Raw genomic sequence first — 24,699 nt, forward strand, 5'->3', positions numbered from 1 at the left:
TCTGCATTCTTTGCATTCATTAGCCCTGCTACACATATAGTAGCAACAAATAATAATTTTTTCATAAAAAATATAATAAATTAGTGATTCAAAATTATATAAGAAAAGTATTTTTTTCAAATATTTCATATCAAATAAATAATCTATTTTTTTATGTTAAATCACCTTTATTAGATTTACATTCACTGAGGCGAATCATTTGAATTTTTTACAATAATAATTGATTACTATTTATTAAGGTTAAAATGCATTTGTTAAAATCTGTTAAAAGAAATTACAGTTATCCATGTTGCTGATTCTGTTCCTTCAACCATTCTGCATGACGCTTTCTGAACATTTCATCCTTATGATCCTGGTTCTGCTGGGCAGCATCAATGGAGTGCGAAGCGTGGATGTCTACATCTTCTTCGGCAAAGTCAGCCAGCTTTTCATAGTAGCAGTGAATCTGATCGAGTTCTTTCTCTGTAAGGTCTTCAATATCCACCATTCTGTTGCTTGCTTTTTCGTTGGCCGCGATCAGCTCATTCAGTTTGATCTGGATTGCTTTTGAATCTTTATTCTGAGCCTTCTGAATCAGGAACACCATCAGGAACGTAATAATTGTTGTCCCCGTATTGATCACCAGCTGCCAGGTTTCTGAATAATTGAAAACCGGTCCTGAAGCCGCCCATATAATAACGATTAGTGTGGCACCGATAAAAGCATAGGAACTTCCCGTAAATTTTGTTGCCCAATTTGAAAATTTTTCAAAGACATTTTTGTCTGAACCTGACATCATATTGATTTTAGCATAAAGTTAAGCATAAAAATTTGCAGCAATTGTGGTATCTGGATAAAGTTATGTAAACGATTATAGAATTTAATATAAGGATTACTATTTCACTTATAATAATTTAATCCAGCTAATTAATTAGCTATTTAGTTTTTTCACTAATCATATATACCTTGAACTGAAAAAGTATATAATATCAAAAGATAAAAGAAAAATCCCTCTTCTTTCGAAAAGGGATTTTATTATCATAGCAAAGTTTGATTTGCATTGAAAGCTTCTGACTTACATCATCCGTCTTCCGGCAATTATCACACTTTAATTTCAACGTCTACACCTGAAGGAAGTTCTAACTTCATCAGAGCATCTACCGTTTTGGAAGAAGAAGAATAGATATCCATCAATCTCTTGTGAGCTGATAACTGGAACTGTTCTCTTGCTTTTTTGTTAACGTGCGGAGATCTCAATACAGTGAAGATTCTCTTGTTTGTTGGCAATGGAATAGGTCCGTTTACAACAGCACCTGTAGCCTTTACCGTTTTTACGATTTTCTCAGCAGACTTGTCTACCAAGTTGTAATCGTAAGATTTTAGTTTTATTCTGATTCTTTGTGACATTTCTTTACTTTAAAAAATTAACCTTTTGCTTTAGCAATGATATCTTCCGCAACGTTTTGTGGAGTCTGTGCATACTTCTCCAATTCCATAGAAGAAGTAGCTCTTCCTGATGAAAGTGTTCTCAGCGTTGTTACATATCCGAACATTTCAGAAAGTGGAACTGAACCTTTGATTACTACAGCACCGTTCTTTTCTTCCTGTCCGCTGATTGTACCTCTTCTCTTGTTAAGGTCACCAATAATGTTACCCATATATTCTTCCGGAGTTACAACTTCCAGTTTCATGATAGGCTCCATAATTACCGGCTTCGCAGCACGTCCAGCTTCTTTAAATCCTATTTTAGCAGCTAATTCGAAAGAAAGTGCATCAGAATCCACTGCATGGAAAGATCCGTCTTTAAGAACTACTTTAATACCTTCAACTTCGAAACCAGCCAAAGGACCGTTTTTCATTGCAGCTTTAAAGCCTTTTTCAATAGCAGGAACAAATTCTCTAGGAACGTTACCACCTTTGATTTCGTTAATAAATTCTAAACCGATTTTACCTTCTTCAGCAGGTCCAAGTTCAAATACAATGTCAGCAAATTTACCTTTACCACCGGATTGTTTTTTGTAAACTTCTCTGTGCTGAGCAACTTTTGTAAGATTTTCTTTGTATTCAACCTGAGGCTGTCCTTGGTTAACTTCAACTTTGAATTCTCTTCTCATACGGTCTACAATGATATCCAGGTGAAGCTCGCCCATTCCGGAAATAATTGTTTGTCCTGAAGCCTCATCTGTTCTAACCGTAAACGTAGGATCTTCTTCAGCTAATTTAGCCAATGCGTTACCCATTTTATCCTGGTCAGCCTTCGTTTTAGGCTCAACAGCAATACCGATTACCGGATCAGGGAAAACCATCGATTCAAGAACGATCGGGTTTTTCTCGTCACACATTGTATCACCTGTTTTGATAGATTTGAAACCTACTGCTGCACCGATGTCTCCTGCTTCAATATATTCTACAGGGTTCTGCTTGTTAGCGTGCATCTGATAGATTCTTGAGATTCTTTCTTTATCTCCTGAACGGGTGTTCAAGATATAAGAACCAGCATCAAGTCTTCCTGAGTATGCTCTGAAGAATGCCAGTCTTCCCACGAATGGGTCAGTAGCAATCTTAAATGCCAAAGCAGCAAACGGTTCGTTTACGTCCGGTTTTCTTGTAATTTCAAGATCTGTTCTAGGGTCAGTACCTTTGATATCATCTTTATCCAGTGGAGAAGGAAGGTATTTACATACGGCATCCAACATAAACTGTACTCCTTTATTCTTGAATGAAGAACCACAAGTCATCGGGATAATAGATAAATCGATGGTTGCTTTTCTAAGCGCTTCGTTAATTTCGTCTTCAGAGATTGAATCCGGATCTTCGAAGAATTTCTCCATCAAAGTCTCATCGTAGTCAGCTACAGCTTCTACTAATTTCTCTCTGTATTCCAGAACTTCAGCCTTCATGTCTTCAGGAATCGGAACTACCTCGAAAGTAGCACCCTGTCCAGCTTCATCCCAGATGATCGCTCTGTTTTTAATTAAGTCTACAACACCTTTGAAATCTTCTTCAGCACCGATTGGTAAAACGATTGGAACTGCATTAGATCCTAACATTGTCTTAACCTGGTTTACCACGTTAAGGAAGTCAGCACCCTGTCTGTCCATTTTGTTTACGAATCCCATTCTTGCCACTTTGTAGTTGTCAGCAAGTCTCCAGTTTGTTTCAGACTGAGGCTCTACTCCGTCTACTGCAGAGAAAAGGAATACCAACCCATCCAATACTCTCAAAGATCTGTTTACTTCTACTGTGAAGTCAACGTGTCCCGGGGTATCGATGATGTTGAAGTGGTAAGGTTTAGTATCTGCTAAAGGTTTCCCCTGGTCTGTTGGGAAGTTCCAAGAACAGGTAGTTGCAGCGGAAGTAATGGTAATACCTCTTTCTGCTTCCTGCTCCATCCAGTCCATTGTAGAAGCACCGTCGTGAACTTCACCAATTTTGTGGTTTACACCTGTATAGAATAAAATTCTTTCTGTAGTGGTTGTTTTACCCGCATCAATGTGGGCAGCGATACCAATATTTCTTGTAAATTTAAGATCTCTACTCATTTCTAATTAGAATTTAAAGTGTGAGAAAGCTTTGTTAGCTTCCGCCATTTTGTGAGTATCAGATTTTTTCTTGTAAGCAGCACCTTCTTCTCTTGAAGCAGCTACTACTTCGTTAGCCAATTTCAAAGCCATTGACTTATCATTTCTCTTTTTAGAGTAAAGAATTAACCATTTCATTGCCATAGAAATTTTTCTGTCAGCTCTGATTGGCATAGGAATCTGGAAGTTAGCTCCACCTACTCTTCTGGAACGTACTTCTACGTGAGGCATAACGTTGGTTAATGCATCTTTCCAGATCTCAAGGGCAGTTTTTTCAGTTTCTCCTTTTTTAGTTTCTACGATCTCTAAAGCATCATAGAAAATTTTGAATGCGATTGACTTCTTACCGTCAAGCATCAGGTTATTTACAAATCTAGTTACCAATTGATCATTAAATTTTGGATCTGGTAACAACGGTCTTTTTTTCGCTTTTGTCTTTCTCATTGCTTCTGTACCTTATTTAATGATTATTTTTTCTTTCCTTTAGCCGGTGCAGCTGGTGCCTGACCTGGTTTTGGTCTCTTAGCTCCATACTTCGATCTTCTCTGTGTTCTTCCATTTACACCTGCTGTGTCTAAAGCACCTCTTACGATGTGGTAACGTACTCCCGGTAGGTCTTTCACCCTTCCGCCTCTCACCAATACTATCGAGTGCTCCTGAAGATTATGTCCTTCGCCCGGGATGTAGGCGTTGACTTCTTTCCCGTTAGAAAGTCTTACCCTTGCTACTTTTCTAAGTGCAGAGTTAGGTTTCTTAGGAGTGGTAGTATATACTCTCGTACATACCCCTCGTCTTTGTGGACATGAATCAAGGGCAGCCGATTTGCTCTTCTTGGCAAGCGTGGCTCTTCCTTTTCTTACTAATTGTTGAATAGTAGGCATTTAATTGCTTTTATTTTAGGGTGCAAAAATAATAATATTTTTTTAATCTACAAGCAGTTATGGAGAAATAATCCTTTTTATTAAAAATTAACTCCCAAGTACTTACGCTAATCCACAATTGTAACCCGGACATTCCTGTTCCAGTTAAATTTCCTGATATTTTCTTTAAGCGACCTGAGATTACGATGATTTACCGAATAAACAGAAACTTCTTCCCTGGCTACGGTTACCGGATTGGTGATCTTTAAAACTGCTGCTTTTTTCCAGTTGTCCGGAATCTGCCCTTCTAACCATTGATCATAAACGATGGCTATATCATATGTATTGCTGATTGTATATCGGGTAAGGAACTGTTTAAAATGCTTATCTGCCTTTCTTTTATTCTGATTGAACGGAATAGTTTCTTTCGATCCCAAACCGGCAATATCCAGCAAGTGAATATCTGTATAATAAGTGATAGCCCCGATATCGTTGGCCACTACTTTTGAACGGTTATAATATGTATTAAGGAACCTGGCCGACTGAATCTGCTGTTCGTAAATATTTTTGCCTCCGTTATCCAGCATCAGATGGGCGAAAAAAATTTTGTAGATCATGAGAATAATATTCATGAGTATTAAACCTGAAATCAATTTCTCATGTGTAATATAATTTTTAAAATCTTCAAAAAAACCTTTTACCTTCGGAATCAAAGCCATTGAAAACCCTGCCAGAATATAGGCTTCATACCGGAAAAATCCTTTAAGATCAGCAAACATAGCATGGCAGAACATTAATAACGAAAGCACGATAAGGAGGAGATTGTTATTTATTACTTGTGAAAAGTTCCTGTTTTTAAAATCTCTTACGATAAAAACCAAAGACATCAGAATGGGAAGAAACCCGACTTTATAAAAACTTATATTCAACAGAAAGTTATCAATAAAAATAATTTTTAGCTGATGAAAAAAATCTGAACCGAAACTGATCTGCGTTCCCTTCACCACTACCGAATTCGGGAAAAAGTATCCGGTATGCTGCTCATTGAAATAACAGAAAAAGGCAATCGGGATAAATCCGGTGAGGAGAACAGCCAACGCTTCCCTCCATTTTCTGATCCCCGTAAAAACAACAGCCAGAATGACAAAATAAAACATGCTTTCAAAGCGCACCAGCCCCATCAGCAGTAAAGAAAAATAGAATCCGGCAACAGCTGTTTTGCTTTTAAGATTCGAAAGGCAGAAAATGTTTAATGCAAACAGAAAAACATGCACAACATGCTCCATACCGGATAAAAGCTGCAAATGCACTACTGAAAAAAACAGCGTAAAAACAACAGCCGCGACAATATGACTTGCCTGCTGAAAAACCCGCGAAAAATACAGAGTCAGAATATAGACAAGTCCAAACCCCGCAAATACATTTAAATACAGAGGAATAAGATCCTTATTTCCGAAAAATTTGATAAGAACACTCAACAGATAAGTAAACAGCGGTGAAGATGATGTTGAAGAAAATTCATATCTGGTCACCCCCCACACTTCGTACAGCGCAAAATTCTTTGCCATGGCAAGATGGATATAGGCATCATCAACAAGATAGACATAATGCCCGTCCGTTTCAGCAGCAACAGTAAAATAATATCCGGCACAGACCGCAAAAAACAGGCTTAGTGATATCAGAAAACTCTTTAAAAAAATACCGGAAGAAGTACCCATACCTTAAATCTATTATAGAAATTTCAAAGATAAGTATCATCAATCAGGAAAATATAGTTTCGGCATGATATTTACTAAATTTGTTATCTAAAGTAAACTATATGAAAAATGCCAACATTATAGGCCTGCAGGAGGCCGATTGCCAAAAGATCGCTGAAAAACTCAATATCCTTTTAGCCAATTACTCTGTTTTTTATCAGAATACCAGAGGTTCACACTGGAACATCAAAGGAGATCAGTTTTTTACATTACACCCGAAATTTGAAGAGCTTTATAACAGCCTGGTCCTGAAAATTGACGAGATTGCTGAAAGAATCCTGACACTGGGAGCAACCCCTGCCCACAATTATTCTGATTATTTAAAAATTGCGACCATCCAGGAAAGCCAGGAAGTAAGCGACGGTACGAAAAGTGTCGAAATTATTCTAAACTCGTTCAAAGTAGTCATTGATTTACAGAGAGAACTTCTGGATATCACAGATGCCGCCGGAGACGAGGGTACCAACTCACAGATGAGCGATTATATCACAGAACAGGAGAAGGAAGTCTGGATGTATAATTCTTATCTTGGTAAGTAAATAAATAGACGATAACATAAAAAATCACCTTACATTTAGGTGATTTTATTTTTTAATAATTATATTTGCGTAAAAATTACACAATAATGCAGGAAGTACGACTGAACTCAATTTTAGATAATGACTTTTATAAAATTACCATGCAGAATGCCGTGGTAAAATTATTCCCCGCCTCCATCGTAAAGTACGAATTCATCAACAGAGGAAAGCACCAGTTTCCCGAGGGTTTCGATGTCGCACTGAGAGAAGCGGTGAACAAAATGGCTGAACTTACCCTGACGAAGGATGAAAAAAAATTCATGGCAAGAACCTGCCCGTATATTGATCTTCCCTATCTTGATTTTCTTGAAGGCTATCATTATGACCCGTCTGAAGTGAAAATCCATCAGGAAGGAAGTGATCTTTCTGTAGTGGTTGAAGGACTCTGGTACAGAACCATACTTTGGGAAGTTCCTTTATTGGCACTGATCAGCGAACTTCATTATGAAATGAACCATATGGAACGTGATTCCAATGAGGTGGTTATGCATAAGACGCTTGAAAAAGCCGCGTCACTGGCAAAGCTTGGGGTTACTTTTGCTGAATTCGGGACCCGGAGAAGGCACTCTTATAAAGTTCAGAATCTGGTGATGGAAGCACTTACACAGAAAGAAGGCTCTGCATTCATCGGTAGCTCCAATGTGTATTTCGCGATGAAATACGGTGTAAAGCCTATCGGAACACATGCACACGAATGGTTTATGTTCCATGCTGCAGAATACGGTTTCAAAATGGCCAACGAACTGGCTCTGGAACACTGGGTGGATGTATACAGAGGCGATCTGGGCGTAGCACTTTCCGATACCTATACCACCGATGTTTTCTTCCAGCAGTTTGACAAAAAATTTGCGAAGCTTTTTGACGGTGTCCGCCATGACAGCGGAGATGCGCTTGAATTTGCAGACAAAACCATTGCCCACTATCAAAGGCACGGGATCAATCCTTTATTTAAATACATCATTTTTTCAGACGCTTTGAATCTTGAAAAAGTAGAAGAAATTACCAACTACTGCAGAGGGAAAATAGGAATTTCCTTCGGAATAGGAACCAATCTTACGAATGATGTAGGCTTAAAACCGATGAACATTGTAATGAAGCTGATTGGCGTACAGGCTCCAAATAAGGAATGGATCCCAACCGTAAAACTTTCCGATGAACACGGAAAATACACCGGAGACCCGAAAATGATTGAGCTGGCCAAAGAGTTTTTAAGGATAAAAGATTAATCAGAACAATAATTAAAGGACAAAACGCTCCAATTGAAATTTATAACGCACCCGTGATTTATTTTTAGTACTTTAGATGATAATTTCCGCAACTCATAGAATTAAATATGAGAATGTTACAGCTAATCATTAATCATCAAAATATCTACTATGAAAAAAATCAACTTAACAAAACTTTCAAGACAGGCATTAAAAGACGTTATGGGAGGAGACCTCTATCCTGCCCTGGAATGTTATTCCAACAGAGATTGTGCCCGTTACGGAGAAGCACTAATCATGTGTCCGGATGGAACGTCTTCAATGACAAATTACAGCTGCATGGGCGGAAAATGCATGATGAACACCGGATTCTGCCCGCCGGTTGAAATTGCAGGACCTGTCCAGACTCCGTAATAATAACGAGTCTGAATTAATACTCATCAGTGAGCCTTTCCGGCTCACTTTTTTTTTACAGATAATCCACAGATAATTTTTATATTTAATTAAATAAACTACCCATGAAAACCATTGAAGAAGTCCTGAAAAAATTAGATGAAATCATTATTTGGGCGAAAGAAAACCAAAGTCCTGCCGGGTATTTTGCATGTACTTACAGAATCATGACTGCGCAGGTTTTGAAAGGAATTCAGCAGGGAAAGTTTGAAGACAACCTAAGGATGATCCTGCTTGATATTGCGTTTGCCACCCGCTATCTGGAAGCCTGGGAGGCTTATTCCAAAGGCAGAAAGTGTACAAATTCATGGTACATTGCCTTTGACGCTGCAAAAAATAAAAACCTTCTGATCCTTCAGCACATTTTCTTAGGAATGAATGCACATATTAATCTCGACCTGGGTATTTCAGCAGCATCGGTTATGCCTTACCGGAAAATCAATCCCCTGAGAAAGGATTTTGAAAACATCAACAATGTCATTGCATCCATTAATCAAAAGGTACAGAATGCACTAAATACCATCTGCTATCCGGTAGATCTTATGGATAAAATTTCGAATGGAAAAGACAACGCCGTATTGGATTTTGCCATTTCAAAAGCAAGGGAAACTTCCTGGGCAACCGCAGTTATTGCTTCAAACACCCCGAACTTCATGAGGGAATCCGTCATCGGAATTGTTGATTATGCGGCGGCAAAAGTAGCTTCACAGATTATCAGCCCGAAAATACTCACCCCTGCCCTGACAAAACAGCTGAAAAAATATGAAAGCAGTGATGTGGTGAAGAATATTGAAATTTTATCTTCAGTGAAAAATATTTAACCTGAATCATTTAAACAAAAAAAATAATGAATGAAACCCATAATCCGCTTTGGAACCAATTTCTTGTTATTAAAAACTTCAACCAATACCCTGTCCTTTCTTCTTTACTGACAGGCTACGGAGGTCAAAGTCTTTTCGGGTATACATATGTTGACCATGAGGAAGGCATTACGCTGGAAATATTAAAATTATTCACGGAAAATGACGGGGAATTTATAATTGACAAAGATCTCCCGGCTGACCGGTCAAGAGCAATTTTAAGATTTGAACATTTTTCCGAAATGGATTTTGAAATTGCCGAGGAATATCTGATCAATGCTTTGAAAGCAGAAGTTCCCGGCTATATTAAAGGGTACGACCGGAATGATTTAATATCTTTCAGAAACGAAAAAGCTTTTGACAAATTCAGGGCTCCGGGTTTTACAGATGACATTCAGATACTTCTCATCAACAACAGAAATACGCCTGAACTTATCTGGGGAAGAGTAGAAGATTATAATTCCGTTGAAAAAACCGGTACATCAAAACTATTGGTGCAGCCACATCAAAACTTCAACCTCAATAACGGTGATCAGTTACGGTTCAAATGGATGGATATTAACAACAGCCTGTATGCTGTGGGAATTATTGATCATAAACCTGTTAAAAAATGGTGGCAGTTCCGGCAAAAATAAATTCTACGGTTTCCCGTAAAACAAATCAGCTATTCTTTTTGTAATTTTGAAATATGGAGATGACATATTTAATAATCGGGTGTATGGCAGGAGGAATTCTCGGGGCGGTTATTCTGTATTTTGCGCAGAAATCATCAACGGTTTCGAGAAGTACTTATGATGAGCTGAACAACCTGTACATCAGAAACAGTTCGGATACGGAAAATTCCCATCAGAAAATCCAGGAACTGTCTCAGAGCATCATTAAAGAGAAAGAACTCAGTTTACAGCAGTCGGATCTTCTCAATGATCTTAAAAATGAATTTGCAAAAGTCTCTGCAGAATATGCTTCACTGAATACCCAGTTTCTCGAACAGAAACAGTACAATTCCGGACTGACTGCACAGATTGAAAGCCTGTTGACGGAAAAGCAGCATATGTTTGCTAAAAATGCTGAGCTGTCCGCAGTCAATCAAAGCCTTCGGAAATCCCTGGACACACAGAAATCAGAAATCACAAAGATCCAGGAAGAATCAAAGACGCAGTTTGAAAACCTGGCGAACAAAATCCTGGAAGAAAAAACAGAAAAGTTCACCACACTGAACCAGAATAATTTAAAAAATATTCTTGAACCGTTCCAGGAAAAGATCACCGACCTGAAAAACCGCGTGAATGAAGCCTATGAGAAAGAAAATAAAGAACGTTTTTCACTGGCGGAAAAAGTAAGGGAACTTGCTGAACTGAACCAGCAGATCTCGGAAGATGCCAAGAAACTGACCCGGGCTTTAAAAGGTGAAAGCAAAACCCAGGGAAACTGGGGCGAGATGATCCTGGAAAGTATTCTGGAAAAATCCGGACTGGTAAAAGGCAGGGAATATTTTCTCGAACATGAGCTCCGGGATGAAGACAACAAAGCACTCTTCTCAGAATTTTCAGGCAAGAAAATGCGGCCCGATGCGGTTGTGAAATATCCGGATGAACGGAATGTGATCATTGATTCCAAGGTTTCGTTAACTGCCTTTACGGAACTTGTGGATGAGACGGACCAGGATGTTTATCTGATAAAACTCAACCAGCATTTATCTTCCATAAAGAACCACATCAGCCAGCTGAGCCAGAAAGCGTATGACGATTACGGAAAATCCCTTGATTTTGTCATGATGTTTATCCCAAGCGAGCCTGCCTATATTGCAGCGATGCAGGCAGACCAGAATCTTTGGAATTTTGCGTATGACAAAAGGATATTGCTGCTTAACCCAAGCAACCTGATCACCTCACTGAAACTGATCGCCGATCTCTGGAAACGCGAATACCAGAACAGGAATTCCATGGAAATCGCGGAACGGGGTGCAAAACTGTATGATAAATTCGTGGGCTTCGTTGATAATCTGGAGAAAGTAGGCAGGAATCTGGATCAGGCCAAAAACGTTTATAATGAAGCATACAAACAGCTCTCAACAGGAAATGACAATCTTGTGACCCAGACGCAGAAATTAAAATCATTAGGCATAAAGAATAAGAAAGAACTTCCGCAAAGCCTGATTGAACATTCTCAGGTCCCTGTTGATCTTACCGATGAATAAAATATGCTTCACAATACAAATCCCGGCTGCCAACCGGGATTTTCTGTGCTTAACATTCAATTTAGACGCTCTTAAAAATTATTTTACATAATTTTGCGGAATGTTAATAGAAAGCTTTCAGAACGAAAAAATAAAATACCTTACCCGGCTTCTTACCGACAACAGGTTCCGTAAAAAATCAGAAGTTTTTGCAGTGGAAGGCCAGCAGGAAAACGAACGGGCCCGGAAATTCGGCTTTGAGGCAGTAGAGTTTTTCATCTGCGAAAAGATCTATCAGGAAAAACTTCCGGAAGGGAAGGTTCATCTTGTAAGCGAAAAGGTATATGAAAAAACGGCTTACCGGGGAAGTTCTGAAGGCATTATCGGAATTTATAAAACGAAAGAAACTGATCTTTCTTCATTTACTCCCGGGGAACATGCTACGGTAATTGTAGTAGAAGGTGTAGAAAAACCCGGAAATTTAGGTGCTATTCTGAGGAGCTGTGAGGCATTCGGAATTGATGCGCTTATTGTTTCAGACGGAAAAACAGACTTTTATAATCCGAATGTAATCAGATCCAGTGTAGGCTGCCTGTTCGGCATGCAGGTATTTCAGGCCGATAACCAGCAGACCCTTGAATATCTTCAGAACAACAGCTTCAATATTTATACAACGATAATGGACGTAACAGCAAAAGACCTGTCGGAAAGGGATTTTAAACAGAAGTCTGCAGTTTTATTCGGGACGGAACATTCAGGATTAAGCGACTTCTGGGCCGGCAAAGGAAGCAATACACTGATTCCTATGGCCGGAAGCATTGATTCTTTAAACCTGAGCAATGCGGTGGCAATTACATGCTATGAAGCTCTGAGGCAGAAAAAGGATTAAAAAACCATCATTTAACAGAGCATAAAAAAACCGCATCACTGGGTGACGCGGTTCTTTTATTTTTAGCGGCTAAAAATTATTTGTTTTTAACTGCAGTTTTAGCAGAGTCAGTCTTAACTTCAACGCTATCTTTCTTAGCATCAACTTTAGCATCGATAGAATCTTTCTGAACGCTAGCTGTAGAGTCCATATTGTTCTGAAGTGAATCAGCTTTGTTCTCTAAAGAATCAGTAGCTCCTTCAGTAGTGTTAGCTTCAGTTTTTTTACAAGCAACTAGAGAGATTGCAGCGATAGCAGCTACGAATAATGACTTTTTCATAATAAATTAAATTTAATTTTGTTAATATTGTTATATATAAATCTTTTCTGTTCTGTTATTTGAACAAGACAAAGGTATAGCAGATAGAAAGTTTGTTTATGAAAAATAATTGTAATACCTTTGTAAAATCGTTTTACAAGTGAATGTAACTGATAATCAATAATTTAATTATTTAACAGTAAATTGACAGATTTAGATTTATTGCATTTTGAGCAGCTTAAAAAGGATGTACAGGCTCAATATCTGAAAGAACACACTCCCTCCTACGATGATATTTCGAAATGGAAGGGGATTGATATCATATATTTTCAGGAAGACCTCCGTAAAAAAGCCAAAGGGAACATCAGCGAAAAGTCTTTTTACACCTATTTCAAATCATCACCGGTTACCAAACTGCCAAGAATAGATATGCTCAATTTACTGAGTATCTATGCGGGATACGAATCCTGGTACGAGTTCAAAAAACAGCATCTTTTTGCCGGGGAACTGTTACAGGATGATGATGAATTATCTGATGAAGACATTACAGAACTGGAAAAAACAGTGACTGCATCAGCAGAACTCCCAAAAGATCCTGTTTTAAGTAAAAAAACAGAGATAAAAGCGCCTGAAATTTCTGATTTACAAAAATCAGATACTGAAAATCAGGACATTAATACAAAACCGACAGTCGCTCCTATTCCTGTTGCCGAACCTATAAAACACCGTAAAAATTTCCTGCAGAAGAATGCCTGGATCTTTCTTACCTCAATTTTAATTGTGGTTACAGGGCTTTTAGGATTTAAAGATGTTCTTTTTTCCAAAACCTATAAATACTGCTTCAGCGATGCCGACCGAGGTGCAGGTGTATTGAATATGCTTGAAATAAAGGTGATCAAAGAAAACGAATCCCCCATCCTCTATAAAATAAAGCCCGGTGAATGTTTTTATTATTCCACGAAAGATAAAAACCTGAAAATGCAGATCAGCGCGCCTTTCTATGAGTATCTGGAAGTCAACAGAAGCCTTGAAAATGCACCGGATGAAGAAATGATTGAACTGAAGCCGGACGATTATAAGATGGCAGCCTATTATTTCTCCATTAAAGACGTAACCGGCGCACCGAAAGAAGAGCAGCTTGCCCTGATCAAACAGAAAAGAAACCAGCTGGAAAACCTGATAAGCAGCAATGCGGTAATCTATCAGGTATATGACAACAGCACTTACGGGATTGAAAGACTTGACAAACAAAAGTATATTACCCTCGTAACAACCCCTACTACATCACTTAAAAACCTGACTGTAATAGAAATGAAAAAAGACAATAACGGAAAAATCATCTCCATTAAATTTAAAATTGCAACCACAGATGAAAATAATAAATAACTTTTTAATTTTTACCCTGTTATTTTTTGCATTGGTTTCATGTAATAATAAAAAGACGGAAATAAGCGACCTCGACAAGCTCAGAAACAGCACGAATACAAAAACCTATCCTGCGGTACAGATGGACAGCGCACAGGCCATCAACCTGATTACCAAACAGAAAGTACAGGAGCTTCTGGACCTGTCTACTTTATATCTTTCCGGAAACCGGAATACGGAGATTGATACGGTGATCTATTCCCAGATGCAGAGCTATTTCCACAAACCGGACAGTTTAACGTTTAAAAAACTCTTCAGTGAACTGGACAGCTTAAAAGTAAAAAGCGTAAAAGTAAATAACCTGGAAGTTTATAAAGATTTTTATAATGAGGATACGCTAGATTTTGCCAAATTCAGTGTGGAATATTTTGACAGCAGGCATAAATCATTGGGGTCTTTTGAGAAAAACGCCCAGTACATCCTGGTTTCCACTCCCAATACCAACAGAGAATTTAAATTCTTCTTTTTGGACTTCTATTCCAATCCTTTACTGAAGAAAGACAGTACGTCTGTAGGAGTTACCAAATAGTCAAGCGGAATATCATATTCCCAGACATCATCGATATTTTCATCGGGGTTAAAATAATTAACTCCGGTTTTTTTTGATTTTTCAGAAACTTTCTCAAAGAACCCGTCATAAAAACCTTTGCCATAGCCTACCCTGTTGCCCGTATAGTCGCAATAGAGCAAAGGGGTAATTACATAATCAAAATCCAGACATCCTGAATCTTCATCAGAAACCGGTTCGGAAATGCCCCAGGTATTGGTTTCAAATTTCGTATCCTTTGAAATTTCAACGGAGATCAGCTTCGTATCTGCGATTTTGGGAACAAACACCCTGATATTCCGGGTTAAAAAATAATTGATAAATATTTTCGTATCAACTTCCCTGAACTTTTCAATCGGGATAAAAATATGAACTTTCTCGCCGGTAACCGGTTTAAAATAATCAATAAAATTCTTAAAGATCTTTTCAGATAACAGGAAAGCCTCATCTGTTGACAAGGCTTTTCTTTTCTGTGTATATTTTTTCCTAAGCTCAGCTTTCAACATAACCTTTATGTATTAAGCTTATAAAATTTTATATAATTTATCAGACAAACGAACTCTGAACGGAAGTTCAAAAGTAACCTGATCGCCTGGTTTTGCGGTTTCACAAGGCCCTCCGTTTGCAAAAATCTCAGTAATGGTAATCTCCTGCTCGCCGGTGGTAGGCCCTGAAATAAGTACTTTATCACCTACTGAAAGCTCTTTGTTTTCAATTAAAAACTGGGCAATTTTTGATTTTGTATAATAATGCTCTGCTTTTCCGAGCAGAACTTTCTTAACGGATATTTTCATGCGGATATCTTTTGTCACTGCTTTTGCCAGCGGCTGGTCAGGCAGCGCACCTGATTTTTTAAATTTCAGCGCATCAGATTTCCCTTTCCTGAATACTTTATTCCCAACCTGTAGTCCTTTTCTTAATTTTAACTGCTCGTCCCATGGTAAGTGGATCGTCTCCAGGCATTTGTCTGAACAGCAGTTTTCCATAGCAGCTTTACATTCGTCGCACTGGATAAACAGTAAATGACAGGCATCATTGGCACAATTGGTATGGTTATCACAAGGCTTGCCGCACTGGTGGCATTGTGCGATGATATCATCTGTAATCCTTTCGCCTAATCTATGGTCGAACACAAAGTTCTTCCCCAGGAATTTACTTTCGACACCTTCTTCTTTTACCTGACGCGCATATTCGATAATTCCGCCCTCGAGCTGGAAAACATTTTTAAAACCCTGATGCTTAAAGTAGGCACTGGCCTTTTCACAACGGATCCCGCCTGTACAGTACATCAACAGGTTTTTATCTTCTTTGAAATCCTGTAACTGCTCATTGATAATCGGTAAACTTTCCCTGAAATTTTCTACATCGGGAGTGATGGCTCCTTCAAAATGCCCGACTTCGCTTTCATAATGGTTCCTGAAATCCACTACAATTGTATTGGGGTCTTCCAATAGATTATTGAATTCCTGCGCTCTCAGATGCACCCCTTTGTTGGTAACATCAAAAGTATCATCATTCAGGCCGTCGGCAACAATTTTATTCCGGACCTTTATCGTCAGTTTTAAAAAGGAATGGTCATCGTGCTCAACCGCTACATTTAAACGGATGCCTTTCATAAAATCGTATACTTCCAGCGTATCCCGGAAAGCTTCGAACTGATCTGCAGGCACACTCATCTGGGCATTGATTCCTTCGTGGGCCACATAAATACGGCCAAGGGCATCAAGGGCGTTCCAGGCTATAAATAATTCGTCGCGAAATTTTTTGGGATCTTCAATTCTGGCATACGCATAGAAAGACAACGTAAGGCGTTCCTTACCGGCTTCATCAATAAGCTGAGCTCTTTCTTCTGCGCTTAAGGTGTTATACAGTTGCATGCTATAAACGTTTTAAGTGAGAAAATTTTTGCAAATATAATAATTTTTCACGGCGTCTCAAAGTATGACAATAGTGAATTATTTCATTGTCATATTTAACCTTATTGATGACAATACATCTTATATATGACATTTTGTCTTTAATAAATTTTTAATGTTTGTTAATATCGGTTTTAACAATTATGACATAATGTATTAAGTATTGCTTATCCTGTTAAATTTTAGTTAAAAATGAAACATTACACTTTAAGTATCTACTGATTTAGCATTAAATTTGTTTACAATAAAAAGAATTAATCCATTATAAAAAACAATAAGAAAGATATACAATGAAGAGTACTTTAAAAAAACTATTACCATTTGCTGTAGTAGGCGTCATTTCAGGAGCTACTACCGTTGGAACACTACAATATTTCAATCATGATTCTGCCAACGGGGATGAGTCTTATTTTACCAAATCTGCACCCAATGTTTCTTTTGCAGGCATGAATACGGCAGCAGTAGGTGATGATTTTGTGAAAGCAGCCAAAACAACAGTCCCGGCGGTGGTAACCATTAAAAACTACCAGTCCAGATCAACGAGCAGGGCTTCGGAACAGGATCTTTTTGATTTCTTCTTCGGCGATCCGCTTGGTGGAAGAGGCCAGCAGAGACAGAAACAGCAGATGCCGGACAATATGCCTTCAGGAATGGGATCAGGGGTTATTATTTCTCCGGACGGATATATTATTTCCAATAACCACGTGGTGGCAGGTGCCAATAAACTGGAAGTGGTACTGAGCAACAAAAAATCTTATATCGCAACATTGGTGGGTACTGATCCTAATACAGACATTTCATTGCTGAAAATTGAGGAAAAAGGATTGCCGTATTTAAATTTCGCCAATTCAGACAATATTGAAGTAGGACAATGGGTACTTGCAGTTGGAAACCCGCTGGGCCTTAACTCTACGGTAACCGCAGGTATTGTTTCTGCAAAAGGCAGGGGCATCGGGATCTTAGGATCTCAGGGAAAAGCAGCCAACCCGATTGAAAGCTTTATCCAGACGGATGCGGCGATTAACCCGGGTAACTCAGGAGGTGCTTTGGTGAATACCATTGGTGAACTTATCGGGATTAACTCTGCGATACAGTCGACAACCGGATATTATCAGGGATACGGATTTGCGGTTCCTTCAAACTTAGCCCGAAAAATTGTCGAGGACATTAAGAAATTCGGGATTGTACAAAGAGGCTTCCTTGGGGTAACTTCCCTGGATTTATCCAATGATATGCAGGTAGCGGGTTATAACAAACAGAATAAAACCAATATTAAAGCAGGTTCCGGAGTCTACGTAACCGGATTTGGGGATAACAGTGGCGCCGAAGATGCGGGCATCAGAACAGGTGACGTAATTACCAAAATTGACAACACTGCCGTTACAGATTTTGCTGATCTTTCAATTGCCATCGGAAGCAAACGTCCGGGTGACAAAGTAATGGTAACCTATCTGAGAAACGGTAAAGAAGCGACTGCTACCGTTACTTTAAGAGACCAGAAAGGAGGAACTTCCGCCAGAACGAAAGCAGACCTCAGCGTAACGGAAAAAATCGGGGCTGAGTTCAAACCTTTGGATGAGAGATTCAAAACCGATTACGGATTAAACAGCGGGGTTATCGCGACCAATGTTACCGAAGGAAGCGAGATTGCCAAAATAGGAATTGTTGATAACTATATTGTTATTGAAATCAACGGTAAGCCTGTTAATTCGCAGAAAGATGTTGAAAAGATCCTTGATAAATATTCAGGTAATGTGTCTGTAAAATTTGTGGATGCCTACGGACAGATTTATACGAGAGGTTTTAAAATGCCTTAATCAGAAGAGAGAAACTTAACTTCACTCCATATCAAAAAAACGCTGCTATTTTATTTAATAGCAGCGTTTTTTATGTATGATTTACCTATTTATTTTTTCAGCGATTCTCCGTTTCTTTTTCCGTTCATAAATAACTTCTACAATTTTACCTCCCATCCACGCGAAGGGAAAAAAAGTAAGGAAAATAGAAATTTTATAGAACGTAGGATGGTAAGGAAAGACAATAACATCCAGCATGGCTATAAACAGCATGATGAAACCGATGAGAATGGCATAGGCCACTTTTGCATATTTTACAATGATAGCCGTAACTACTCCCCCAACAGTAGTTCCCAGGCCGGAAACGAACAAGAGGAAGCCGAAAAAGGCATCATCGTTCTGCATGCTCTGAAGAAACTTCTGCCAGTGCTCAAACGGAGCAAAAGCTTCAAAAGTAACCCATTGCGGAAATGCTCTTATACCAAGAGTGATGATAAGTCCGGCAATTCCGAGACCTACGATAACCGCAATTGTATTTCTTAAGAAGTTCATTAATCCTGATGTGCGATCATGGAAATTTCGATATCAACATTTTTTGGCAGGCATGAAACCTGTACTGTTTCACGGGCCGGATAACTTTCTGCATCCAGATATGAAGCATAAATATCATTCATTACCGCAAAATCATCCATGCTTTTAAGGAAGATGGTTGCTTTCACCACATTTTTAAAAGTCATGCCGGCTTCTGTAAGAACGGCCTCAAGGTTTTTCATCACCTGATGCGTTTCCTTTTCAATACCTTCCACCAGTTTACCGGTTGCAGGATCTACCGGAATCTGTCCGGAGATGTATAACACGCCATTTGCCATATTGGCTTGTGAATAAGGCCCGATTGCTGCGGGAGCATTAACCGTGTTGATTATTTTTTTCATTAGAATTTATTTTGGGTGCAAATATAAAATTTATATTCTATTTCCATACCAGATATCAAATCTGATGCTAGAATGGTGCATTAGGCTGGGTAAAACTTCTGTCCTTGTATTTTAATGCATCACTTAAGATGTTGGCTTTGATCCCGATAAAGAAATCATAGACCTTATACTGGCCGAAAGGCACCCAGTTGAAGTTGATGGTAAAACTTCGCTGGTCTCTGGAAAAACCGATTCTTGTATAAGCCAGCTGCTTGGTGACCATATCATAATGCGTACTGCCGTTGATATTCCAGAAAGGGGTAAGCTTTAGACTTCCGTCCAGCCCCACCGAAGCCAGCCTGGTAGGCGTCCTTGATGCTGAGCTTTTGGTGAAAGCGTAATTGGCATTGATATTTAAAGTCCAGGCCTGATCAAAGTGGGCATAATTGTCATCATCAAAATAATAATTTTCATTCCTGACTTCTCCTTTTGCCTGGTATTTTTTAGAATAATCTGTTTTCTCCCCGAATATTTCGCTGCTTAGCGGATAAGACATCTGCACGTTGAATCCCTGTATCCCGAAACCTCCGAAATCTTCTGTCCTGATTCCGGTGTCCTGGCCGGGAAGGTAAATCACTTTGTACGGGTCTAAAGATAAGCTTGTGTTGACACTTAATTTATTATCGAAGAAAGAAGACTGCCCATTGATGGTAATAATGGACCACGGATGGTCTTTTGCTGCAAAGTTATAGCTTCCGGAAAGGTTTAAAGATTCAAAAATCTTCAGTTTTTTCACCCCTGTGGAATCATTTTTAGACTTTACCTTCATTTCAATATTATTCCCGATGTTGAAACCTAATGCACCTACCATTCCGCTGCTCGGGCTTCCTACAATTCCTCCTTCAAAAATAGAATATGGTGTCAAAGCACCGCTGGCATCATAGTAATTCCTGAAATACCCGAAACCGGATCCTCCGAAATCCGGTGAATAAGTAAACCCTATACTTGGGGTCATCATGTGCCTGATGGCTTCAATGGCAGATCCTTTTTTAAAGTTCAGCATTCCGTATAAGGTAGTCTGGAGACTTGCTGTAGTGGAGAAGGTAGAATATCCGGAAATTCCTTTATCTACTTCGCTTACGGTCGCATTCCTGATGGGATCATAATACTTTTTAAGTGTTTTTGTCGTTAAGGCATTGTCAATATTAGCTCCCAAACTGAACGTAAAATATTTGGCTAAGGTTGTATTGGTCCCCAAAGCAATATTGTTCCTCAGGCCAGTCTGCATTTTTTCCCACATGGCTGCAGTAAACAATTCGCCTTCATCGGTCTGTACAAAGTTCGTTAAATTTAACCCTGTGTTTACGGTGATATTCTCCAATAAGCCCTGACGCACTCCTGTTTTGGAACCGAACAGGTAAAACTGGTTGATGGCCACATTCATCTGCGGCAGACGAAGATCTGACAGTCCTGTCGCAAAGTTCTGCGAGTAGGAAGCCGTACCGGTAATGGTTGCCGGCAGCTTCAAAAATCTTTTGGTAATGGTAACCGTAGAGTTTTGCTGGGTGTTCAGAACATTCTGGTTAAGGATGTAATTGTTATTTAAAGTATTGTTGTAAAACTTGGTGCTTACAATATCCACTGAAGCCGAAAAGGTAAGAAAAGGATTGGCTTTTGTATCCTGGGTATGCCTCCAGGCAATCCTGTAGGTACTGGTCTTCCCGTAATCATCCAGCCCTTTGATACCACGCACTGCAGTTCCTACGTCTGCTGAGAAATTACCTGAATACCGGTATTTTTTTATATAATTCATTTCCGGCCTGAGGTTCCAGCTTCCCTTCGTATAAATATCGGCAAGGATTTTAAGGTCAAAATGCTCCCCGATCGGCTGATAGTAGCCCAGTCCGTTCAGGAAGAACCCTACATCCTGTCTTTCCCCGAAACTCGGGATCAGGATACCGGCAGACCTTTTATCTGAAAAAGGCAGGATGGCAAAAGGCATCACCAAAGGTGTTGGGACCTGTTCAATATACATCTGGATCGGTCCTGAGATAATTGAAGACTTGTTTCTTGTTTTTACCAGTTTGATATTGGAAGCCCGCAGGTGGTAATCTGCTGCCGTATCTTTTTTCTTGATGAAATAATCGTCAGTGGTATAGTTGGCGCGCCTCATGGCAAAGACGGAATCATTATACTTTTTTGTTTTTTCGGCGACAATTACCCCTTCGCTTTCCTCTGTCCTGGCATTGAAAGCAATGGCCTGTTTGGTTTTGGTATTGTACTGAAACTGGTCGGTTTCATATTTTTTGCCGGCCTGTGTGATTACTGCAGGTTCTATAAACCTGCCCAGTGAGTCCTGCTTGCCGCGCGCGAACATGAGGCTTTTCTCTTCATCTATAGAGATATAATCTGCGTCAATCTGCACATCCTGGTACTTTACCTGCGCATTTTTATTCAGGTAAATCATTTTTTTCTGAAAATCCCTCCGGTTATAGTCTGCTTTTGTCTGCATGACATCATCAAGGGCTTCTTTTTTCAAGATAACAGTATCTTGCTTTGCAATAGTATCATTAGCCACATTTTCGGGCAATTTTTCAGGAGTTTGCTGTGCTAAAAAATTGTTAAAAATTAGGATAATTAAAATTTGTAATATATTTTTGAAGACGGTTTTGGCCAATTTATTTTGTTATATTTATGATATACAATTAAGGCCCAAAATTAATATAATTTTTAACACTGTAAGATGCACAAAGTAAATTTTAAAATAATTTTATCATTTCTCCTTATTCTGTTCAGTAACTTTATTTTTTCACAGAAAAAATTTATCGTTGTTTTAGATGCCGGACACGGAGGAAGTGATCACGGGGCCAACAGAACCTACGCTGATATCGGAAGGATTGCAGAGAAGGATGTTACCCTTGCCATTACCCTGAAGGTGGGCGAAATGCTTGAGAAGAATAAAGATTTTAAAGTAATCTACACAAGGAAAATTGACGAATACCCTTCTTTATCAGACCGGACCAACCTGGCAAACAGGAGCAAGGCAGACCTATTTGTTTCCATTCACTGTAACTCATCAAAAAGGCCGACGGCTTACGGAACGGAAACTTTTGTACAGGGCCCGGACCAGAATGACACCAACCTGGAAGTGGCCAAAAGGGAAAACGACGTAATTTTCCTGGATGAAAAAGATAAGCAGACCTTCGGTTCTTATGATCCAAGCTCCCCGGAATCTTTAATTGCCCTGAAGCTTCAGCAAAGCCGGTATCTTGAATCCAGCCTGCTGCTGGGAGGCTTGGTGGAAAACAATTTCGTCAATAAGGATAAAAGAACTTCAAGAGGAGTATTCCAGAAAAACCTTCACGTTCTCCGTATGAATGCCATGCCTTCCGTACTTATAGAAACCGGGTTTATTAACCATCCGGAAGAAAGCCATTATTTAGCCTCGGAAAAAGGACAGGATGAGATCTCAGAAAGTATTTACAAAGCGATCATTGATTATAAAAAAGCGGTCGACAGAAAATCCGGTAATTCCTATGTTGTGAAGAAGCCCGAGCCTGACAGGCTGGCAGAAGTTGCATTAAAGAATGATTTCAGGATTTTACTTTTAAGTTCTCCGACAAAATATAATGACGGCGATCCGGCTTTAAAAGGACTCAATTACATATTGCCGATTAAGGAAAACGGACAGTACAAATATTATTACGGCGTAACGAATCTGGCTTCCGTACGGGACATCAATATTAAAACGGCTAAAGATGCAGGCTTCAGGAATGCATATGCGGTAGGATTTATGCCTAACCAGAAGATGAATGCCGGATATTATACGCTTGAAGTGTACAGCGGAGATAAACTGAATGGCAATTCATTCATTATACAGACCCTTAAAGACGTGGAAAGAAATAAAGAAAACGGCGTTTTTTATTATACTTACGGAAAAGCGTATACTCTGGAAGATGCAGTGAAGCTTCAGAAAGATATTGAAGCTAAAGGCATTAAGAATACGGTGATCCAAAAAGTTTTCAAATAATAAGAAATAATTTTGAAGTTAAAAAGTTAATGGTTATTTTTGCAACCTCAAAATTTGGCCTATTCGTCTAGTGGTCAGGACTCAAGATTTTCATTCTTGCAACAGGGGTTCGATTCCCCTATAGGCTACGCCAGGCACTACTTAAAAGCTCTTTTACAGAGCTTTTTTTGTTTTTAACGGGGGAATTATTTATAAACCTCGGTACATAAACAATTAAAAAATCAGATATTTTTTTCATTTAATGAACAGTCACCGGATAATTTAAGCATCACAAACAGTGGATATTGCTGGGCAATGAACCGTAATTTTAAGGATATTGAGCAAAAATCAGCATGATTTTAGTGAATAATCTTTTTTTAATATCAGAAAAATATTATATTTGCACCGTCTAACAGAGACATTAAGTTAACAGTAAATACAGATGTATTTGAAGAGCTTGATTTTCTGCAGATACCAAATTTCAGATCATGCCGGATTTAAAAATACAGGAAGCAAAGCTCCTTTTTAAGAAAATCCACTCGAACCCAAAAAGTTACGATTTAAAGATCAATGAAGATGGGATAACAGGCAGTGATGACAAAATAAGTTTCAGGCTTTACAGGACAGGTGAAAGAGTTGATTTTGAAGTAACGATTGACGGATTTACCCTCACCAATACTACCGGAGAATGGAACAATGCGATGGTTATGCTGAAAAGCACCATCAAAAAATTAGAAAGAGAAGAAGAGAATATTAAAATAGAACAGGCGATCGATAAACTCAGAAAATATTTATCAAACGAAAATTAATTTTTTTAAAAAATTATTTGGTAGATAAAAAAAAAGTTTTTACTTTTGCACTCACATTTGAACGATATGGCAAATCATAAATCAGCATTAAAAAGAATCAGACAAAACGAAGTAAGAAAAGTTCGTAATAGATATTACCACAAAACTGCTAGAACAGCAATTAAGGGGTTAAGAAATGAAGAAGATAAAACTGTTGCTGCAGAACAACTGCCAAAGGTTATCGCTTTATTGGATAAATTAGCTAAGAGAAATATTATCCACAAAAACAAAGCGGCTAACTTAAAAAGCAAATTAACTAAGCACGTTAACAAACTGGCTTAATCAATATAGCTGGCCCGTTCGTCTATCGGTTAGGACCTCAGATTTTCATTCTGGTAAGAGGGGTTCGACTCCCCTACGGGCTACTGATTTTAGTTACTGCTAACCGGGTAATTAAATAAGAGTTGTAAACTTATAAAAACAAAAAAACTAACCCTGTAGATTTATTTACAGTTTGGTAGATGGCCCGTTCGTCTATCGGTTAGGACCTCAGATTTTCATTCTGGTAAGAGGGGTTCGACTCCCCTACGGGCTACTTAAAGAGATTCATTTTTTGGATCTCTTTTTTATTGTTATCAATTTACCTTTATAATCAATTAAACTCAATTCAG

25 protein-coding genes and 3 tRNA genes are annotated in these 24,699 nt (G+C 38.8%); 16 read left to right on the plus strand and 12 right to left on the minus strand.

Features of this window, described 5'->3' with window-relative positions:
- Window positions 1–280 precede the first annotated feature (280 nt).
- The 6 genes from ASE55_RS08945 to ASE55_RS08970 all read right to left on the minus strand — a co-directional run bounded on the left by ASE55_RS08945 (window position 281) and on the right by ASE55_RS08970 (window position 6,138).
- On the minus strand, window positions 281–775 hold the full coding sequence (locus ASE55_RS08945) for a low affinity iron permease family protein (protein WP_056218134.1): 495 nt from the start codon (window positions 773–775) through the stop codon (window positions 281–283).
- Between the two features lie 305 nt (window positions 776–1,080).
- Window positions 1,081–1,386 carry a 30S ribosomal protein S10 gene (gene rpsJ / locus ASE55_RS08950; RefSeq protein WP_002661363.1) on the minus strand — a complete coding sequence of 102 codons (306 nt, stop codon included), beginning with the start codon at window positions 1,384–1,386 and terminating at the stop codon, window positions 1,081–1,083.
- Between the two features lie 17 nt (window positions 1,387–1,403).
- A complete protein-coding gene (gene fusA, locus ASE55_RS08955) occupies window positions 1,404–3,521 on the minus strand; it encodes an elongation factor G (protein ID WP_056218137.1) in 2,118 nt (705 codons plus the stop codon).
- A gap of 6 nt (window positions 3,522–3,527) precedes the next feature.
- Entirely contained in the window at window positions 3,528–4,004 is a 477-nt protein-coding gene (rpsG, locus tag ASE55_RS08960) for a 30S ribosomal protein S7 (protein ID WP_055987532.1), read from the minus strand.
- A gap of 23 nt (window positions 4,005–4,027) precedes the next feature.
- Window positions 4,028–4,441: a 30S ribosomal protein S12 gene (rpsL, locus tag ASE55_RS08965; protein ID WP_027381287.1), complete on the minus strand. Its 414-nt coding sequence runs from the start codon at window positions 4,439–4,441 to the stop codon at window positions 4,028–4,030.
- Window positions 4,442–4,548: 107 nt separating this feature from the next.
- Complete coding sequence (locus tag ASE55_RS08970) at window positions 4,549–6,138, minus strand: hypothetical protein (protein WP_056218140.1); 1,590 nt, start codon at window positions 6,136–6,138, stop codon at window positions 4,549–4,551.
- A gap of 101 nt (window positions 6,139–6,239) precedes the next feature.
- Between ASE55_RS08970 and ASE55_RS08975 the strand changes: the two genes are divergently transcribed.
- The 7 genes from ASE55_RS08975 (at window position 6,240) to ASE55_RS09005 (ending at window position 12,338) form a co-directional block, all read left to right on the plus strand.
- Complete coding sequence (locus ASE55_RS08975; protein ID WP_056218142.1) at window positions 6,240–6,716, plus strand: Dps family protein; 477 nt, start codon at window positions 6,240–6,242, stop codon at window positions 6,714–6,716.
- A gap of 86 nt (window positions 6,717–6,802) precedes the next feature.
- A complete protein-coding gene (pncB, locus tag ASE55_RS08980; protein ID WP_056218146.1) occupies window positions 6,803–7,981 on the plus strand; it encodes a nicotinate phosphoribosyltransferase in 1,179 nt (392 codons plus the stop codon).
- Between the two features lie 150 nt (window positions 7,982–8,131).
- Window positions 8,132–8,374, plus strand: a complete 243-nt coding sequence (locus ASE55_RS08985; RefSeq protein ID WP_056218148.1) for a hypothetical protein — start codon at window positions 8,132–8,134, stop codon at window positions 8,372–8,374.
- A gap of 104 nt (window positions 8,375–8,478) precedes the next feature.
- The gene (locus ASE55_RS08990; protein WP_056218151.1) at window positions 8,479–9,234 is read left to right on the plus strand and encodes a DUF5995 family protein; all 756 of its coding nucleotides are present in this window, start codon (window positions 8,479–8,481) and stop codon (window positions 9,232–9,234) included.
- Window positions 9,235–9,260: 26 nt separating this feature from the next.
- On the plus strand, window positions 9,261–9,908 hold the full coding sequence (locus ASE55_RS08995; protein WP_056218153.1) for a hypothetical protein: 648 nt from the start codon (window positions 9,261–9,263) through the stop codon (window positions 9,906–9,908).
- A gap of 53 nt (window positions 9,909–9,961) precedes the next feature.
- Entirely contained in the window at window positions 9,962–11,470 is a 1,509-nt protein-coding gene (gene rmuC / locus ASE55_RS09000) for a DNA recombination protein RmuC (RefSeq protein WP_410493013.1), read from the plus strand.
- A 100-nt stretch (window positions 11,471–11,570) separates the two neighbouring features.
- The gene (locus ASE55_RS09005; RefSeq protein WP_056218155.1) at window positions 11,571–12,338 is read left to right on the plus strand and encodes a TrmH family RNA methyltransferase; all 768 of its coding nucleotides are present in this window, start codon (window positions 11,571–11,573) and stop codon (window positions 12,336–12,338) included.
- Window positions 12,339–12,414: 76 nt separating this feature from the next.
- Here ASE55_RS09005 and ASE55_RS09010 read toward each other — a convergent pair whose 3' ends face one another.
- Complete coding sequence (locus ASE55_RS09010) at window positions 12,415–12,657, minus strand: hypothetical protein (RefSeq protein ID WP_056218158.1); 243 nt, start codon at window positions 12,655–12,657, stop codon at window positions 12,415–12,417.
- Window positions 12,658–12,840: 183 nt separating this feature from the next.
- On the opposite strand from ASE55_RS09010, the gene ASE55_RS09015 reads away from it, so the two are divergent.
- Window positions 12,841–14,022: a hypothetical protein gene (locus ASE55_RS09015; protein ID WP_056218160.1), complete on the plus strand. Its 1,182-nt coding sequence runs from the start codon at window positions 12,841–12,843 to the stop codon at window positions 14,020–14,022.
- Complete coding sequence (locus ASE55_RS09020; protein ID WP_056218163.1) at window positions 14,006–14,590, plus strand: hypothetical protein; 585 nt, start codon at window positions 14,006–14,008, stop codon at window positions 14,588–14,590. Before ASE55_RS09015 ends, ASE55_RS09020 begins: the two co-directional genes overlap by 17 nt.
- Here the strand turns inward: ASE55_RS09020 and ASE55_RS09025 are convergent.
- A complete protein-coding gene (locus tag ASE55_RS09025; protein WP_056218166.1) occupies window positions 14,536–15,114 on the minus strand; it encodes a 5-formyltetrahydrofolate cyclo-ligase in 579 nt (192 codons plus the stop codon). The two genes, ASE55_RS09020 and ASE55_RS09025, sit on opposite strands and share 55 nt — an antisense overlap.
- 18 nt (window positions 15,115–15,132) lie before the next feature.
- Entirely contained in the window at window positions 15,133–16,485 is a 1,353-nt protein-coding gene (locus tag ASE55_RS09030) for a rhodanese-related sulfurtransferase (RefSeq protein ID WP_056218169.1), read from the minus strand.
- Between the two features lie 329 nt (window positions 16,486–16,814).
- On the opposite strand from ASE55_RS09030, the gene ASE55_RS09035 reads away from it, so the two are divergent.
- Window positions 16,815–18,341, plus strand: a complete 1,527-nt coding sequence (locus ASE55_RS09035; RefSeq protein ID WP_056218172.1) for a trypsin-like peptidase domain-containing protein — start codon at window positions 16,815–16,817, stop codon at window positions 18,339–18,341.
- An 81-nt stretch (window positions 18,342–18,422) separates the two neighbouring features.
- On the opposite strand, the gene ASE55_RS09040 is transcribed toward ASE55_RS09035, so the two are convergent.
- From ASE55_RS09040 to ASE55_RS09050, 3 genes are all read right to left on the minus strand, one after another.
- Complete coding sequence (locus tag ASE55_RS09040) at window positions 18,423–18,872, minus strand: hypothetical protein (protein WP_056218174.1); 450 nt, start codon at window positions 18,870–18,872, stop codon at window positions 18,423–18,425.
- Window positions 18,872–19,252, minus strand: coding sequence for a RidA family protein (locus ASE55_RS09045; protein WP_056218177.1), 381 nt, complete (start codon window positions 19,250–19,252; stop codon window positions 18,872–18,874). The genes ASE55_RS09040 and ASE55_RS09045 overlap by 1 nt, the downstream gene beginning before the upstream one ends.
- Before the next feature lie 67 nt (window positions 19,253–19,319).
- Window positions 19,320–21,908 carry a putative LPS assembly protein LptD gene (locus tag ASE55_RS09050; protein ID WP_056218180.1) on the minus strand — a complete coding sequence of 863 codons (2,589 nt, stop codon included), beginning with the start codon at window positions 21,906–21,908 and terminating at the stop codon, window positions 19,320–19,322.
- 66 nt (window positions 21,909–21,974) lie between these two features.
- Between ASE55_RS09050 and ASE55_RS09055 the strand changes: the two genes are divergently transcribed.
- The 6 genes from ASE55_RS09055 to ASE55_RS09080 all read left to right on the plus strand — a co-directional run bounded on the left by ASE55_RS09055 (window position 21,975) and on the right by ASE55_RS09080 (window position 24,623).
- The gene (locus tag ASE55_RS09055) at window positions 21,975–23,261 is read left to right on the plus strand and encodes an N-acetylmuramoyl-L-alanine amidase (RefSeq protein WP_056218182.1); all 1,287 of its coding nucleotides are present in this window, start codon (window positions 21,975–21,977) and stop codon (window positions 23,259–23,261) included.
- Between the two features lie 56 nt (window positions 23,262–23,317).
- Window positions 23,318–23,389: transfer RNA gene (locus ASE55_RS09060), tRNA-Glu, on the plus strand.
- A gap of 339 nt (window positions 23,390–23,728) precedes the next feature.
- Window positions 23,729–24,049, plus strand: coding sequence for a hypothetical protein (locus ASE55_RS09065; protein ID WP_056218185.1), 321 nt, complete (start codon window positions 23,729–23,731; stop codon window positions 24,047–24,049).
- A gap of 66 nt (window positions 24,050–24,115) precedes the next feature.
- Window positions 24,116–24,370 (plus strand): 30S ribosomal protein S20, encoded by a 255-nt coding sequence (gene rpsT, locus ASE55_RS09070; RefSeq protein WP_027387243.1) that lies wholly within the window; start codon window positions 24,116–24,118, stop codon window positions 24,368–24,370.
- An 11-nt stretch (window positions 24,371–24,381) separates the two neighbouring features.
- Window positions 24,382–24,453 (plus strand) — tRNA-Glu (locus ASE55_RS09075).
- Between the two features lie 98 nt (window positions 24,454–24,551).
- Window positions 24,552–24,623: transfer RNA gene (locus ASE55_RS09080), tRNA-Glu, on the plus strand.
- Window positions 24,624–24,699: the final 76 nt, after the last annotated feature.

This window comes from Chryseobacterium sp. Leaf201, from assembly GCF_001421435.1.
Lineage (GTDB): Bacteria > Bacteroidota > Bacteroidia > Flavobacteriales > Weeksellaceae > Chryseobacterium.